The organism is Cupriavidus sp. USMAA2-4 (genome assembly GCF_001854305.1).
In the GTDB taxonomy this organism is placed as follows: Bacteria; Pseudomonadota; Gammaproteobacteria; order Burkholderiales; family Burkholderiaceae; genus Cupriavidus; species Cupriavidus malaysiensis.
The window spans coordinates 2,926,014-2,941,464 of the sequence record NZ_CP017749.1 but is presented as its reverse complement, the minus strand read 5'-3'; the positions used below and the strand labels follow the sequence as shown (position 1 = coordinate 2,941,464).

The 15,451-nt window shown below is 72.9% G+C and carries 10 protein-coding genes; 9 read left to right on the top strand and 1 reads right to left on the bottom strand.

Annotated features, from left to right (window positions below):
- Positions 1–226: 226 nt before the first annotated feature.
- From BKK79_RS32805 to BKK79_RS32795, 3 genes are read left to right on the top strand one after another with little or no spacing between them, the layout of a single operon-like run.
- Entirely contained in the window at positions 227–3,454 is a 3,228-nt protein-coding gene (locus BKK79_RS32805) for an efflux RND transporter permease subunit (RefSeq protein WP_071039945.1), read from the top strand.
- Positions 3,451–4,671: an efflux RND transporter periplasmic adaptor subunit gene (locus tag BKK79_RS32800; RefSeq protein ID WP_071039944.1), complete on the top strand. Its 1,221-nt coding sequence runs from the start codon at positions 3,451–3,453 to the stop codon at positions 4,669–4,671. Before BKK79_RS32805 ends, BKK79_RS32800 begins: the two co-directional genes overlap by 4 nt.
- 17 nt (positions 4,672–4,688) lie before the next feature.
- On the top strand, positions 4,689–6,293 hold the full coding sequence (locus BKK79_RS32795) for an efflux transporter outer membrane subunit (RefSeq protein ID WP_084085475.1): 1,605 nt from the start codon (positions 4,689–4,691) through the stop codon (positions 6,291–6,293).
- A 27-nt stretch (positions 6,294–6,320) separates the two neighbouring features.
- Here the strand turns inward: BKK79_RS32795 and BKK79_RS32790 are convergent, their stop codons facing one another.
- A complete protein-coding gene (locus BKK79_RS32790) occupies positions 6,321–7,283 on the bottom strand; it encodes a LysR substrate-binding domain-containing protein (protein ID WP_071039943.1) in 963 nt (320 codons plus the stop codon).
- 120 nt (positions 7,284–7,403) lie between these two features.
- Between BKK79_RS32790 and BKK79_RS32785 the strand changes: the two genes are divergently transcribed.
- From BKK79_RS32785 to BKK79_RS32760, 6 genes are all read left to right on the top strand, one after another.
- Positions 7,404–8,783: a D-serine ammonia-lyase gene (locus BKK79_RS32785; RefSeq protein ID WP_084085473.1), complete on the top strand. Its 1,380-nt coding sequence runs from the start codon at positions 7,404–7,406 to the stop codon at positions 8,781–8,783.
- Positions 8,784–8,918: 135 nt separating this feature from the next.
- Positions 8,919–9,878: a Bug family tripartite tricarboxylate transporter substrate binding protein gene (locus tag BKK79_RS32780; protein WP_071040525.1), complete on the top strand. Its 960-nt coding sequence runs from the start codon at positions 8,919–8,921 to the stop codon at positions 9,876–9,878.
- 193 nt (positions 9,879–10,071) lie between these two features.
- On the top strand, positions 10,072–11,280 hold the full coding sequence (locus BKK79_RS32775) for a DSD1 family PLP-dependent enzyme (protein WP_071039942.1): 1,209 nt from the start codon (positions 10,072–10,074) through the stop codon (positions 11,278–11,280).
- Positions 11,281–11,352: 72 nt separating this feature from the next.
- On the top strand, positions 11,353–12,876 hold the full coding sequence (locus BKK79_RS32770; protein ID WP_071039941.1) for an amidase: 1,524 nt from the start codon (positions 11,353–11,355) through the stop codon (positions 12,874–12,876).
- 382 nt (positions 12,877–13,258) lie between these two features.
- Positions 13,259–14,146, top strand: coding sequence for a LysR family transcriptional regulator (locus BKK79_RS32765; RefSeq protein ID WP_071039940.1), 888 nt, complete (start codon positions 13,259–13,261; stop codon positions 14,144–14,146).
- Positions 14,147–14,256: 110 nt separating this feature from the next.
- Entirely contained in the window at positions 14,257–15,375 is a 1,119-nt protein-coding gene (locus tag BKK79_RS32760) for an NAD(P)H-dependent flavin oxidoreductase (RefSeq protein WP_071020301.1), read from the top strand.
- The last annotated feature ends 76 nt before the right edge of the window (positions 15,376–15,451 follow it).

The window sequence follows — 15,451 nt, the reverse complement described above, 5'->3', positions numbered from 1 at the left end:
CTCATGTCGCGCGCACCGCGCGGGCGGTGCACCGTGCACCGCCTGCGCCGATGATAGCGGCGCCCGCCGGGGGCGGAAATGACAATTCTGTAATGCGATCGTCAGGCTTTCCGGCCCCCACCCCTTCCTAGAATCGGCTCCGAACCAATGCCCGCGGTCGGGCCGGGGCACGGATGGCGCGCGGCGCCCGCCGCGCCCGGCCCGCCGCCAGCCGGAGAACCCGTCCATGTGGATCGTCAGGCTCGCGCTGAGCCGCCCCTACACCTTCGTCGTGCTGGCGCTGTGCCTGCTGCTGGCCGGCCCGCTGGTGCTGATGCGCACGCCCACCGACATCTTTCCCGCCATCGACATCCCGGTGGTCAGCGTCGTCTGGACCTACAACGGCCTGTCGGCCGAGGACATGGCGCACCGCATCGTGACCGGCTACGAGCGCTCGCTGACCAACAGCGTCGACGATATCGAGCACATCGAGTCGCAATCGCTGGCCGGGGTCGCGGTGATCAAGATCTTCTTCCATCCCGGCGCCGACATCAACCGCGCCATCGCCGAGACCTCGTCCGGCGCCCAGTCGATGCTGCGCAACATGCCGCCGGGCACCACGCCGCCGCTGATCCTCAGCTACAGCGCGTCGACGGTGCCGATCCTGCGCCTGGCGCTGTCCAGCGACAGCCTGCCGGAGCAGCAGCTCTACGACCTCGGCAACAACTTCATCCGCACCCGGCTCGCCACCGTGCAGGGCGCCGCCGTGCCGCTGCCCTACGGCGGCAAGGTACGCCAGGTGATGGTGGACCTCGACACGCGCGCGCTGCAGGCGCGCGGCTTGTCGCCGCTCGACGTGGTCAATGCCATCAACGCCCAGAACCTGGTGCTGCCCGGGGGCACCGCCAAGATCGGCGCGCTCGAATACCGCGTGGACCTGAACGGCAGCCCCGGCACCGTGGCCGCGCTCAACGACCTGCCGGTGCGCGGCGGTCCCGGCGGCGTGGTCTACGTGCGCGACGTGGCCCAGGTGCGCGACGGCTACGCGCCCCAGGCCAACGTGGTACGGCGCGACGGCAAGCGCGCCGCCCTGCTCGAGATCGAGAAGAGCGGCAATGCCTCGACCCTGTCCATCGTCGCGCAGGTCAAGGCCATGCTGCCGCGCATCACCGCCGGGCTGCCGGCCGCGCTGCGCGTGCAGCCGGTTTCCGACCAGTCCATGTTCGTCACCGCGGCGGTGCACGGCGTGCTGCACGAGGCCCTGGTGGCGGCCTGCCTGACCGCCTGCATGATCCTGCTCTTCCTCGGCAGCTGGCGCGCCACGCTGATCATCGCGGTATCGATCCCGCTGTCCGTGCTGGCCTCGCTGATGGCGCTGTCGGCGCTCGGGCAGACGCTCAACATCATGACCCTGGGCGGGCTGGCGCTGGCGGTCGGCGTGCTGGTCGACGACGCCACCGTGGCGATCGAGAACATCACCCACCATCGCGAGCTGGGCAAGCCGCTGGAGGCGGCCATCCTGGAAGGGTCCGCGCAGATCGCCCTGCCCACCCTGGTCTCCACGCTGGCCATCTGCATCGTGTTCCTGCCGATGTTCCTGCTGAGCGGGGTGGCGCGCTACCTGTTCGTGCCGATGGCCGAAGCGGTGGTGTTCGCCATGGTGGCCTCCTATTTCTTCTCGCGCACGCTGGTGCCGACGCTGGCGCACTACCTGCTGCGGGCCGAGGGCAGCGCGCCGCGACGCGCCTGGCAGCGCCGCTGCGCCGCGCTGCAGGCGCGCTTCGAGGCGGCCTTCTGCGCGCTGCGCGACGCCTATGCCGGCTGGCTCGGCCACGCGCTGCGGCGGCCGCGCCGCCTGGCCGCGCTGTGCCTGGCCGCCTGCCTGGCCTCGCTGGCGCTGCTGCCCTGGCTCGGCCGCGACTTCTTCCCCGCCGTGGACGGCAGCGAGATCCGCCTGCACATGCGCGCCCGCACCGGCACCCGCATCGAGGAAACGGCGCGCCTGGCCGACGCCGTCGAAGGCCGCATCCGCGCCGCCATCGGCCCCGCGCAGGTGGCCGGCATCCTCGACAACATCGGCCTGCCGGTCAGCGGCATCAACCTGACCTACGACTCGGCGCTGCCGATCGGCAGCGCCGACGCCGAGATCCTGGTCTCGCTCAAGCCCGGCGCCTCCGCCGCGCACGAAAGCGCGCGCCTCGCCGCGCTGCTGCCGGCCGCCTTCCCCGGCATCAGCTTCTCTTTCCTGCCGGCGGACATCATCAGCCAGATCCTCAACTTCGGCCTGCCGGCCCCGATCGACATCCAGGTCGTGGGCGACAAGCTGGAGGCCAACCGGGCGCTGGCCGGCAAGCTCGCCGCCCGCCTGCGCGGCGTGCCCGGCCTGGTCGACGTACACCTGCAGCAGCCCGACGACCAGCCCGCCCTGACCGTGCAGGTCGACCGCACGCGCGCGCTGCAGGCCGGCCTGTCGCAGCGCGAAGTCGCGCAGAACCTGCTGATCTCGCTGTCCGGCAGCAGCCAGACCACGCCCAACTTCTGGCTCAATCCCCGCAACGGCGTCAGCTATCCGCTGATGGTGTCGGTGCCGCAGTACGCCATGGGTTCGCTGCAGGCGCTGGACAATATCCCGCTCGGCGCCGGCCTCCCCGGCCTGACCGGCAGCAGCGCCGCGCCGGCCGCCGGCGCGCTGCTGGGCACCTTCGGCAGCGTGGTGCGCGGCAGCCAGCAGGGCGTGGTGTCGCACTACAACGTGCAGCCGGTCATCGATATCTTCGGCTCGGTGCGCGGGCGCGATCTGGGCGCGGTAGCGGACGACATCGGCCGCCTGGTCGACGAGGCGCGGCGCGAGCTGCCGCCCGGCTCCGAGCTGGTGGTGCGCGGCCAGGTGCAGACCATGCAGTCTTCCTTTGCCGGACTGGCGGCCGGCATGGCCATCGCCGTGGTGCTGGTCTACCTGCTGATGGTGGTCAACTTCCAGTCCTGGCTCGACCCCCTGGTCATCCTCGGCGGGCTGCCCGGCGCACTGGCCGGCATGGCCTGGATGCTGTTCGCCACCCACACCACCATCAGCGTGCCGGCCTTGACCGGCGCCATCATGTGCATCGGCATCGCCACCGCCAACAGCATCCTGGTGGTCAGCCTGGCGCGCGAGCGCCTGGCCGCTGGCGTGGCGCCCGCCGAGGCCGCGCTGCAGGCCGGCGCCGGCCGCTTCCGCCCGGTCCTGATGACCGCCCTGGCCATGCTGATCGGCATGTTGCCGATGGCGCTCGGCGCCGGTGCCGCCGGCGCCCAGAACGCGCCGCTCGGCCGCGCCGTGGTCGGCGGCCTCGCGGCCGGCACGGTCAGCACGCTGGTGCTGGTGCCCGCGCTGTTCGCCCTGCTGCACCGCTGGCTGGCGCGGCGCCGCCCGGCCGCCGCGACGCTCCCCGACCTCCCCCCGACTCCGACCCCGACTTCCCGAGGCCAGGCATGACCCGACTTCCGCCCAACCCTCCCACGCCTCCTGCCCTGCCCGCCGCACCGGCGGCCACGCCAGCCGCCACCGGAACGCGCCGCCCACGCCGCGGGCAGGCTGCCTGCCTGGCCCTGGCCGCGGTCGCGGCCATGCTGGCGGCCGGCATCTATCCGCGCCTGCAGGCACGCGCCGCGCTGGCGCACAGCAGCGCCGACGGCAGCCTGCCCGCCGTGGCCACGGTGCGGCCGCGGCGCGCCAGCGCACAGACCGAACTGGTGCTGCCGGCCGATGTCCGTGCCTACCAGGACGCGCCGGTCTATGCGCGCGTCAGCGGCTACCTGCGCCGCTGGGTTGCCGATATCGGCACGCCGGTGCGCCAGGGCCAGCTGCTGGCCGAGATCGACGCCCCCGAGATCAGCGACCAGCTGCGCCAGGCGCGCGCCGAGGAAGCCGTCGCGGCCGCCAACTACGACCTGGCCCGGCGCACCGCCGAACGCTGGCAGGACCTGCTGCGCTCGCGCTCGGTGGCGCAGCAGGAGGCCGACCAGAAGAGCGCCGACATGCAGGCCAAGGCGGCCGCGCTGGCCTCGGCCCGCTCCAATGTCGCGCGCCTGGCGCAGCAGGCCGCCTACACCCGGATCGTCGCGCCCTTCGACGGTGTGGTGACAGCGCGCAACGTCGACACCGGCGCGCTGGTCGACGCCGGCGGCAACGGTGGCCCCGGCAAGGAGCTGTTCCACCTGTCGGCCGGCGACAAGCTGCGCATCTATATCCAGGTGCCGCAGGACGACAGCGTGCTGGTCACGCCCGGCATGCCGGCCTGGCTGTCGCTGCCGCAGTACCCCGGCCAGCGCTTCGCGGCCACGGTGACGCGCAGCGCCGGGGCCATCGATGCCGGCACCCGCAGCCTGCGTGTCGAGCTGGAGGCCGCCAGCGCCGGCGGGCGCATCCTGCCCGGCGCCTACGCCGAAGCGCATCTGAGCGCGCCGGTCGCCCAGGCGGGCTGGGACCTGCCCGCCAGCACCCTGCTGTTCCGCGCGCAGGGCCCGCGCGTGGCGGTGGTCGGTGCGGCCGGCACGATCGAGCTGCGCCCCGTCACGCTCGGGCGCGACTTCGGCTCGCATGTCGAGATCGCCAGCGGGCTGCAGGGTGGCGAACAGGTCGTGGCCAACCCGGGCGACGGCCTGATGGCCGGCGTGCATGTCCGGCTCGTGGCGAGCCGCGGCGACCAGTGAACGAGGGATTGCGCGCCATGCCAGACGACAGCTGCCGTTTCCCTGCTTCGCCCCCGGACCACCGCACCAGCCATGCGGGCGTCTCCGCCAGCGGCCCGCGCGCGTCGCGCACGCAGGCCCTGCGCGCCGCCGCCTTCGGCCTTCGCACCCTGTTCACCCGCTTCGCTTTCCTCGCGCTCGGCAGCCTGGCCGGCTGCGCCACCGCACCGCCCTACAGCGTGCCCGCGGTCGACCTGCCGCCGGCCTTCAAGGAAGCCGGTGCGGCGCAAGCCGACGCTGCGGCGGCACCGCCCCCGCAATGGTGGCGCGCCTATGGCGACACCACCCTGGACGCGCTGATGCCCCGGCTCGACGCCACCAGCCAGACCCTGCGCAAGTCCCGGGCGCTGCTCGACGACGCCCGCGCCCAGACCCGCGCCGCGCGCGCCGCCTACTTTCCCACCCTGGTCGCCGGCGCCAGCGGCGGCAGCAGCCACGTCTCGGCCAATGTGGTCGGCCGCTCGCTGGCCGGCAAGACCGAGCCCGACCACCTGCTGGGCCTCAGCGCCACCTGGGAGCCGGACCTCTGGCAACGCGTCAGCAACAGCGTCGATGCCGCGCAGGCCGGCGCCGAGGCCAGTGCCGATGACGTCGCCGCCATGCGCCTGAGCCTGCAGGCCGAACTGGCGGCGGACTACTTCAGCCTGCGCTCTGCCGAGCGCGAGCGCGACCTGCTGGCGCGCACGGTCGACAGCGACGCGACGGTACTGGAGCTGGTCGGCAACCGCTGGCGCGGCGGCATCGCCACCGAAGGCGAAGTGGCGCAGGCGCGCGCCCAGCTGGAGAACGCCAAGGCCCAGCTTGCCGAGGTACGGCTGACACGCACCCAGCTCGAGCACGCCATCGCCACCCTGCTGGGCGTGCCGCCGGCGCGCTTCACGCTGGCGCCGCTGGTGGCGGCGGCACCGCCGCTGCCGCCCTTGCCCTCGGCCGTGCCCTCGCAGTTGCTGCGGCGGCGCCCCGACATCGCCGCCGCCGAGCGCCGCGTGGCGGCTGCCAATGCGCAGGTCGGCGTGGCCCGCGCGGCCTTCTTCCCCAGCCTGATGCTGTCCGCCGGCCTCGGCCTGGAGAGCACCAGCCTGGCCGGCTGGCTGAGCGCGCCCAGCCGCTTCTGGGCGCTCGGGCCGGCACTGGCCGGCACCGTGTTCGACGGCGGACGCCGGCACGCCCTGGCGGACAGCGCGCGCGCCCGCTTCGACGCCAGCGCCGCCGACTATCGCGCCACCGTGCTGCGCGCCTTCCAGGACGTCGAGGACAACTTCGCCGCCCTGTCGGCGCTGGGAGAAGAAGCCGCCAGCCAGCGTGCCGCCACCGAAGCTTCCGAACTGGCCCTGGCGCAAGGACTGGAACGCTACCGCAAGGGCGCGGTCGCCTACCTGGATGTCAGCGTGCTCGAGAGCAATGCCCTGGCCAGCGCCCGCGCCGAGGAAGCCGTGCGGCGCCGGCGCCTGGTGGCCAGCGTGATGCTGGTCAAGGCGCTCGGCGGCGGCTGGGGCGGGGCGGGCGCCAAGGATGCTGAGGATGGTGGGGGCGCCAAGGACACCGCAAGCACGGCCCCGCCCGTGGCGACGGCCGGCCGTTGAGGAGCCTCGCGCGCGGTCCGCTCCCCTTCAGCCGGAGCGCCGTGTCGCCGCCAGCAGGCGTGCCCTGGCCGCGTCGAAGCGCGCGCCTTCGCCCACCAGCCAGTCCTCGACCTTGGCGATATCCGGGGTCTGCCCGTGGGCCGAGACGAACACATAGGAGGCCTGCGAGCGCACATGCAGCCCGAACAGGTCGACCAGCCGGCCGGCCTCGATGTCTTCCAGCACCAGCGCGGAGCGGCCCATGGCGATGCCCTGGCCGGCCAGCGCCGCGCCCACCGCCAGCTGCGACAGGTTGAAGCGCTGCCCCTGTTCCAGGCCCGGCACGGTGACGCCGGCCTCGGCCAGCCAGTGGCGCCACTCGGCGAACTCGTCGGCGCCATCCCAGGGGCTGCTGTCATGCAGCAGCCAGCCGGCCTCCAGGTCGCGCGGCGAGCGCAGCCGCGGGTGCGCGGCAAGGAAGGCGGGGCTGGCCACCGGCAGCAGCCATTCTTCCAGGAAGACACTGGCCTTGAGGTCGGCGTAGCCGCCCAGGTCGAAGCGCACGCCGGCATCGATGCCGTCGCGCACCATGCGCGCGCGGTCGAGCGCGTGGAATTCGCCGTAGACGCGCAGGCCCACCTCGGGGTGCTCGCGGAAGAACTCGCCCAGCCGCGGCGTCAGCCAGCGCATGGCGAAGGACGGCGCGCAGCTCAGCGCCAGCGGCCCGGGCGCGCGCGTCCTGCGCAACTGCGTCAGCGTGCTCTCGATGGCCTGGAAGGACTCCCGCAGCACGAAGCGCAGCCGCTCGCCTTCCGGCGTCAGCACCAGCGCGCGCGGCGTGCGCAGGAACAGGGCGCGCTGCAGCCACTGTTCGAGCTGCTTGATCTGCTGGCTGACCGCCCCCTGCGTCACGCACAGCTCGCCGGCGGCCTGGGTGAAGCTGCAATGGCGGGCGGCGGCCTCGAAGCAGCGCAACCAGCTCAGCAGCGAGGAGGAGAGCATCGCACTCATGCGTCAAATCCGTGCATCGGAATTAGTTTGACTAATGACCGAATCAGTATAAATGGATTGTCACCGGGCCTGGCGCCGCCAACAATGCCAGACATGACTGCTTGTACGCCAGATTCCCAGATGACCCCGACCACCGCCGCTGCCCCCCTCTCCGACACGAGGGTCCTGGACCTTTCGGACCACCTGCGGGCTGCGGAGCCGGTCCTCTGGACCAACCCCGCACGCCTGGACGTGCCGCCCGCCGCGCTCGCCGCCGGCAGCGAGCACATTAGTCTGGCTGATATTGAAGCCGCCCGCGACCGCTTCACCCGCTTCGCCCCGCTGCTGGCACAGCTGTTCCCGGAACTGCAGGCCAGCGGCGGCATCATCGAATCGGCCCTGCAGCGCGCGCCGGCCATGCAGCAGGCCCTGCGACTGGAACCAGCGCTCGGCGCGCTCTGGCTCAAGGCCGACCACAGCCTGCCGGTGGCCGGCTCGATCAAGGCGCGCGGCGGCATCCACGAGGTGCTGGAGTTCACCGAGCGCCTGGCGCGCGAACACGGCCTGCCCGGCGCCGGCGGCAGCGATCGTACCGATGGCGCCAGCGACTACCTGCGCCTGGCCGGCCCGGCAGCGCGCGAGATCTTCGGCCGCTACCGCGTCGCGGTGGGTTCCACCGGCAACCTCGGCCTCAGCATCGGCGTCATGGCCTCGGCGCTCGGCTTCCGGGCCGAGGTGCATATGTCGTCCGACGCCAAGCCGTGGAAGCAGGAGCGGCTGCGCCGCCGCGGCGTGCGCGTGGTCGAGCACCCCGGCGACTACGAGCAGGCCGTGGCCGCCGGCCGCCGCGAGGCCGCGGCCGATCCCTTCGCCTACTTCGTCGACGACGAGCGCTCGCTGTCCTTGCTGCTGGGCTACAGCGCCGCCGCGCTGCACCTGCGCGACCAGCTCGCCGCTGCCGGGGTGGCGGTCGACGCCGACCACCCCTTGTTCGTCTATCTGCCCTGCGGCGTCGGTGGCGCACCGGCCGGCATCGCCTTCGGCCTGCGCCAGCTGTTCGGCGCGCACGTGCACTGCTTCTTCGCCGAACCGGTCCGCTCGCCCTGTTTCCTGGTGCAGATGCTGGCCGGCGAAGGCCATCCCTCGGTCTACGACTATGGCCTGGACAACCGCACCGAGGCCGACGGCCTGGCCGTGCCGCGCGCCTCGCAACTGGCCGCCCAGGTGATGACGCCGCTGCTGTCGGGCGTCTTCACCGTGACCGATGCGACCCTGTTCCGCCACCTCGCGCAGCTCGATGCCAGCGAAGGCCTGCACATCGAGCCCTCGGCCGCGGCCGGCTTCAGCGGCCCCGACATGCTGTGCCGCAGCGCGGCCGGGCGCGCCTACCTCGAACACCATGGCCTGGCCGGCGCGCTGCCACGCGCCACCCACCTGGCCTGGACCACCGGCGGCCTGTTCGTGCCGCCGGAGGAGTACCAGGGCTTCCTTGCCAAGGCAGCCCGACTCGCAGCGGCCTGACCCGGCCACGCCCCCCAACCACGAAGCCACGAAGCAGGCGGCAGGCGGACGGGCCCCAGCGGCACGCCACTGCCACGCAGGAGAGCACTGATGAAAGCGAAGTCGAAGTCGAAGTCGAAGTCGAATCCGGGTTGGATGCCGGCCTGCCTCGCGGCCGCCACGCTGGTCCTGCCCGCCGGCGCGGCACTGGCCGACACCTACCCGAGCCACCCGCTGCAGATGGTGATTCCGTTCCCGCCGGGTGGCGCCACCGACGTGATCGGCCGCCTGCTCGCCAAGAAGCTGGGCGACCGCCTGGGCCAGACCGTGGTGGTCGACAACCGCCAGGGCGCGGGCACCATCGTCGGCGCCGGCTTCGTTGCCAAGGCCGCCCCTGACGGCTACACGCTGCTGGTCAGCTCGGGCACCACTTTCACCGTCAATCCGGCGATCCATCCGCGCCTGCCCTATGACCCGCTCAAGAGCTTCGAGCCGATCGGCCTGACCGGGCGCACCGGCCTGATCCTGCTGGCCAACCGCGACGTCCCCGTCAACGATCTCAAGCAACTGGTGGCGGCGGTCAAGGCGCAGCCGGGCAAGTACTCCTACGGCTCCTTCGGCACCGGCACCACGGCGCAGTTCGCCGGCGAGATGCTGCTGCACGACCTCGGCATCAAGATGCTGCACGTGCCCTACCGCGGCAGCTCGCCGGCCATGACCGACCTGATCGGCGGGCAGATCCCCTTCACCGTCGACACCGTCTCGGCCGCCATCCCGCAGGTGCGCTCCGGCAAGGTCAAGGCCATCGCCGTGACCACCGCCAAGCGCTCCAGCCTGCTGCCCCAGGTGCCGACGGTGGCCGAAAGCGGCTTCCCCGCCATCGACATGGACACCTGGCTGGCGGTGGTGGCACCGCGCGGCCTGCCTGCCGACGTCAAGGCCCGGCTGAGCAAGGCCCTGGCCGAAACCATGGCCGATCCGGAGACGCGCGAGAAGCTGGTGGGAGTCGGCTTCGAGCCCAGCTATGCCGACGGCGCCGCCGTGACCGCGCTGATCACCGGCGAGCTGCCGCGCATGCGCGCCATCGCCGAACGCGCGCAGATCCATGCCGACTGAGCGGCGCCGCCTGGCCGACGCCGACTGACCAAGGTCCGCAGAACCACGCCGACCGAACATCACCATGGCCCGCCGCCGGCACGCCGGCACCGTCCAAGGCACCGCCGCCGCCCGGTTTGACACCGGCGGCGGCACCGCCGCATGATGGCCGGTGCCGCCGCCCATGGCGCGCCCCGCCGCGCAAGACTGCCCCATGACCACGCTTCCGACCGCCCCGAATCCCTCCGGCACCGCCGCAACGCTGCCCGCGCTGCCGCCACCGGCCCTGCCCGGCCAGCCGCTCCGCGCCGTCGACACCCCCGCCCTGGTGCTCGACCTCGATGCCTTCGCGCGCAACCTCGAACGCATGCAGTCGGCCTGCGACCGCGCCGGCGTGCAACTGCGCCCGCATGCCAAGGCGCACAAGTGTCCCGACATCGCGCTTGCCCAGGTGGCGCGGGGCGCGGTCGGGATCTGCTGCCAGAAGGTCAGCGAGGCGCTCCCTTTCGTCGCCGCCGGCATCCGTGACATCCACGTCAGCAACCAGGTCGTGGGCGAGTCCAAGCTGGCGCTGCTGGCCGCCCTGGCCCGGCATGCCCACCTCAGCGTCTGCGTCGACGACGCGCACCAGGTCGAGGCGCTGGCCGAGGCCTGTGCCACTGCCGGCAGCCGCCTCAGCGTGCTGGTCGAGATCGACATCGGCCAGGGCCGCTGCGGCGTTGCCGACGGCACCGCCGCGCTGCGCCTGGTGGAGGCCATCGACCGCCATCCGCAGCTGGTGTTCCGCGGCCTGCAGGCCTACCACGGCGGCATCCAGCACCTGCGCGGCCACGGCGAGCGGCGCGAGGCCGCGGCGCGCGCGGCCCAGCGTACCGCCGCCGCCCTGCGCATCCTGCAGGGCGCGGGCGTGCGCAGCGAAGTGGTCACCGGCGGCGGCACCGGCAGCGTCGAATTCGACCTCGCCAGCGGCGTCTACACCGAACTGCAGCCGGGCTCCTACGTCTTCATGGATGCCGACTACGGGCGCAACCAGGGCGCCGCGGCGGCCGACGGGCTGCGCTTCGAGCACAGCCTCTTCCTCGCCGCCACGGTGATGAGCGTGGCCGCCACCAGCCGCGCCGAGCCGCGCGTGATCGTCGACGCCGGCCTCAAGTCCGTGGCGACCGACTCCGGCCTGCCGCTGCCCTGGCGCGACGGGGCCCGCGACGGCCGCCTCGACTATCTCGCCGCCAACGACGAGCACGGCATCGTGGCCCCTGCCGCCGGCGCCGGCGCCGACGCGCTGCCTGCCCTGGGCGAGCAGATGCTGCTGGTACCGGGCCATTGCGATCCGACCCTCAACCTGTACGAGACCCTGGTAACGGTGCGCGGCGGCACCGTCGCCGGCCTGTGGCCGGTGGCCGCGCGCGGACACAGCCGCTAGGACGCCCCCCCGGCCGGCGCCTCGCGCCGCGCCGCACCGTTTGCCCGACCTGACACTCCGGAGCCCAATTCCATGTCTTCCGACCCAAGCCTGCCCGCGCTGTCCGCGATCGAACTGCGCCGCCTGATCGGCAGCAAGCAGATCTCGCCGGTCGAGCTGCTGGAGGCCTGCATCGCCCGCATCGAGGCCGTCAATCCGCTCGTCAACGCCATCACCGCCACCTGCTACGAACGTGCCCGCGAGGAGGCGCGCGCGGCGGAGCGCGCGGTGCTGGACGGCGCGCCCCTCGGCCTGCTGCACGGCCTGCCGCTGGGGGTCAAGGACCTCGAGGCCACCGCCGGCCTGCTGACCACCTATGGCTCGGCGCTCTACCGCGATCACGTGCCCGCCGCGGACAACGTGCTGGTGGCGCGCCTGCGCGCCGCCGGCGCCATCGTCACCGGCAAGACCAACATCCCGGAAATGGGCGCCGGCGCCAATTCGCGCAATGTGGTGTGGGGCGCCACCGGCAATCCCTTCAATCCCAACCTGAATGCCGGCGGCTCCTCCGGCGGCTCGGCCGCCGCGCTGGCCTGCGACATGCTGCCGGTCTGCACCGGCTCCGACACCGGCGGCTCGCTGCGCATTCCCGCCGCCAAGTGCGGCGTGGTCGGCTTCCGCCCCTCGCCCGGGGTCGTGCCCAGCTCGCGCAAGCTGCTCGGCTGGACCCCGATCTCGGTGGTCGGACCGATGGGCCGCACCGTCGCCGACGCCTGCCTGCAGCTGGCCGCCAGCGCCGGCCCCTCGGCCAGCGACCCGCTCACCTATGCTCTCGACCCGCTCGAATTCCTGGTGCCGCAGCCGGTCGACCTCGGCTCGCTGCGCGTGGCCTACACCGAGGACTTCGGCGCCTGCGCCGTCGATGACGACATCCGCCGCACCTTCCGCGCCAAGATCGACGCCATGCGGCACCTGTTCCGCCGCTGCGACGAGATCGCGCTCGACCTGGGCGAGGTACACCGCTGCTTCGACGTGCTGCGCGCCGAGAGCTTCGTCGCCGGCATGCAGGCCGCCTACGAGCGCGACCCCGCCAGCCTCGGCCCCAACACGCGCGCCAACTATGAGATGGGCGCCCGCATGAGCCTGCTCGACAGCGCCTGGGCGCAGGCCGAGCAGACCCGCATCCTGCAGCGCTTCCAGGCCGCCTTCGCCGACTACGACGTGATCCTGTCCCCGACCACGCCGGTCTCGCCCTTCCCCTGGACCCAGCTCTACGCCGAGACCATCAACGGCGAGCCGCAGGAGAACTACTACCGCTGGCTGGCCCCGACCTACGTGGTCACCCTGACCACCCATCCCGCCATCAGCCTGCCCTGCGGGCTGGACCACGCCGGCATGCCCTTCGGCCTGCAGGTGGTGGGCCGCTTCCGCGCCGACCGCCAGGTGCTCGGTGTCGCCCACGCGATGGAACAGGCCTTCGCCGCCAGCACGGCGCTGCGCCGCCCGCTGCCCCGCCCCGAACTGCTCGAGCCGGCCGAGCCGGCGCTGACCTCGATCGTCACCGCGCCGCCGGTGTTCGGCGCCGCCGCCGGCCAGGCGGGCACGTCGGCGGTCTGAGGCGCCGCGTTCTCTGCCTGCCGCTCCCTGGCGGCGACGCGCTGGACAACACCGACGGCTTCGTTCTTGCGTGGCGCCTTGCTAAACCACCCCTCTCCCCCACCCTCTCCCCGCGCGGCGAGAGGGAGCCAAGACACCATGCTTGGCCAGCGGTGTTGGCGTATCTCGCCGGCTTCGCCCAGCACGACAACTCCTGCCTGACGGCAACCGGACTCCCCTCTCCCGCCCGCGGGAGAAGGGCTGGGGGAGAGGGCGGGCATCCGCCAGAACGACGACATCCCCTGCGCGCCTGCTGCTTTCTCCACCTTGACATTAAGTTCTCCTATTACGATACTTCAATAATATTCATTCTCATAATGAGAACAAAAAGAGAAGCACCATCGTGGACCTGGCAGAACTCGAGATCTTCCGCGCCGTGGCGCGTGAACAGAGCATCACCCGTGCCGCCAAGCGGCTGGAGCGCGTGCAGTCAAACGTGACCACGCGCGTCAAGCAGCTCGAAGAGAGCCTGGGCGTGGCGCTGTTCCAGCGCGACAGCAAGCGCATGATCCTGACTGCCGAGGGCCACCGCCTGCTGGGCTATGCCGAGCAGATGCTGACGCTGGCCGAGGAAGCGCGCCAGTCGATGCGCGCCGATGCACCCAGCGGCACGCTGCGGGTCGGATCGATGGAAAGCTCTGCGGCAACCCTGCTGCCCCGCCCGCTCGGCCGCTACCACCACGCCTGGCCCGACGTGGCGCTGGAGATCGCCACCGGCACCTCGCGCTTCCTCGCCGACGCCGTGCTGGCCCACCGCCTCGACTGCGCCGTGGTGGCGCACCCGGGGACGGCGGTGCCGTCCGCCATCGATGTCGGCGAACTGGGCGAAGGCCTGGCCGGCACCTACCTGTGCACCGAAGACCTGGTGCTGGTGCTGCCGGCCGACCACCCGGAGGTACGCCGGCCGGAGGACGTGGCACTGCGCCACCTGGCCGCCTTCGCGCGCGGCTGCACCTATCGGCTGTGCGCGGAAGCGTGGCTGGCCGAAGGCGGTGAAGACCTGCGGCAGCGGCTGGCGGTGCGCGAGATGCCGTCCTATCACGCCATCCTCGCCAGCGTCGCGGCCGGAGCCGCCGTCGCCGTGGTGCCGCGCTCGCTGCTGGACCTGCAGCGCCACACCGCGGCCCTCCAGTGCGTGCCGGTACGCCCCGTCCATACCTTCCTGGTCAGGCGCGAGGGATTTTCCACTTCCGCCTACGAGGCCTTCCAGCGGGAGCTGCTGCGCACCTGACCGACCGCTGACCGCCACCGTCCGGCTGCCCGCGCAGGACAGGCCATCCGGCCTGAGCGCGCGGAGCGGCCGCCATCCTGCCCATCACTCGTCAACCTGGAATCCGCGCCATGCACCCTGCCCACCCCACCGACGACCGCCGCGACCTGCTCACCCGGCTCGGCATCACGACCCCGATCATCCAGGCGCCGATGGCCGGCGTCAGCACGCCCGCGCTGGCGGCGGCGGTCTCCGAGGCGGGCGGACTCGGCTCGCTGGGCCTCGGCGCCATGGATGCCGACGCCGCGCGCAAGGCCATCCGCGAGACCCGCGCCCTGACCGCCCGGCCGTTCCAGGTCAACCTGTTCTGCCACGCGGCGGCGCAGGCAAACCCGGCACGGGAGCAGGCCTGGCTCGATTACCTGGCCCCCCATTTCGCCGAGCACGGCGCCGTGCCGCCGGCCGGCCTGCGCGAGATCTACCGCAGCTTCCTCGCCGACGACGCCATGCTGGCCATGCTGCTGGAGGAGAAGCCGGCCGTGGTCAGCTTCCACTTCGGCCTGCCGCCGCAGCCGACCATCGACGCCCTGCACGCGGCCGGCATCGTGCTGCTCGCCAGCGCGACCTCGCTGGACGAGGCACGGCAGATCGAGGCCGCCGGCATCGACGCGGTGGTGGCCCAGGGCATCGAGGCCGGCGGGCATCGCGGGATCTTCCAGCCGGCAGGCGAGGACGAGGGGCTGGGCACATTGGCGCTGACGCGGCTGCTGGTGCGCAAGACCGCCCTGCCGGTGATCGCCGCCGGCGGCATCATGGATGGCGCAGGCATCGCCGCGGTGCTGGCACTGGGGGCGCAGGCGGCCCAGCTCGGCACGGCCTTCGTCGCCTGCCCCGAATCGGCCGCCGACGCCGCCTATCGCACCGCGCTGACGGTGCCGCGCCCGCGCCACACCACGCTGACGCGCGCGATCTCGGGGCGCGCGGCGCGCGGCTTCGCCAACCGGCTGACAGCCCTCGGCGCGGCCGCCGAAGCGCCGGCGGTCCCCGACTATCCGATCGCCTACGACGCCGGCAAGGCCCTGCACGCGGCGGCCAAGGCCCAGGGCAGCGCCGAATACGCGGCCCAGTGGGCCGGCCAGGCGGCGCCGCTGGCGCGCGCCCTGCCGGCCGGCGCGCTGGTGGTCCAATTGCACACCGAACTGCACGACACCATCGCCAGCCTCGGCGACCTTGCCGCGCGCGTCGGTTGATGTCGCGCGCCGGCCGGCCCTGCGCCTGGCCGGCGGCCTGGACGCGCCGCCGCTCGGGCGGGGGGCGAACGACGTA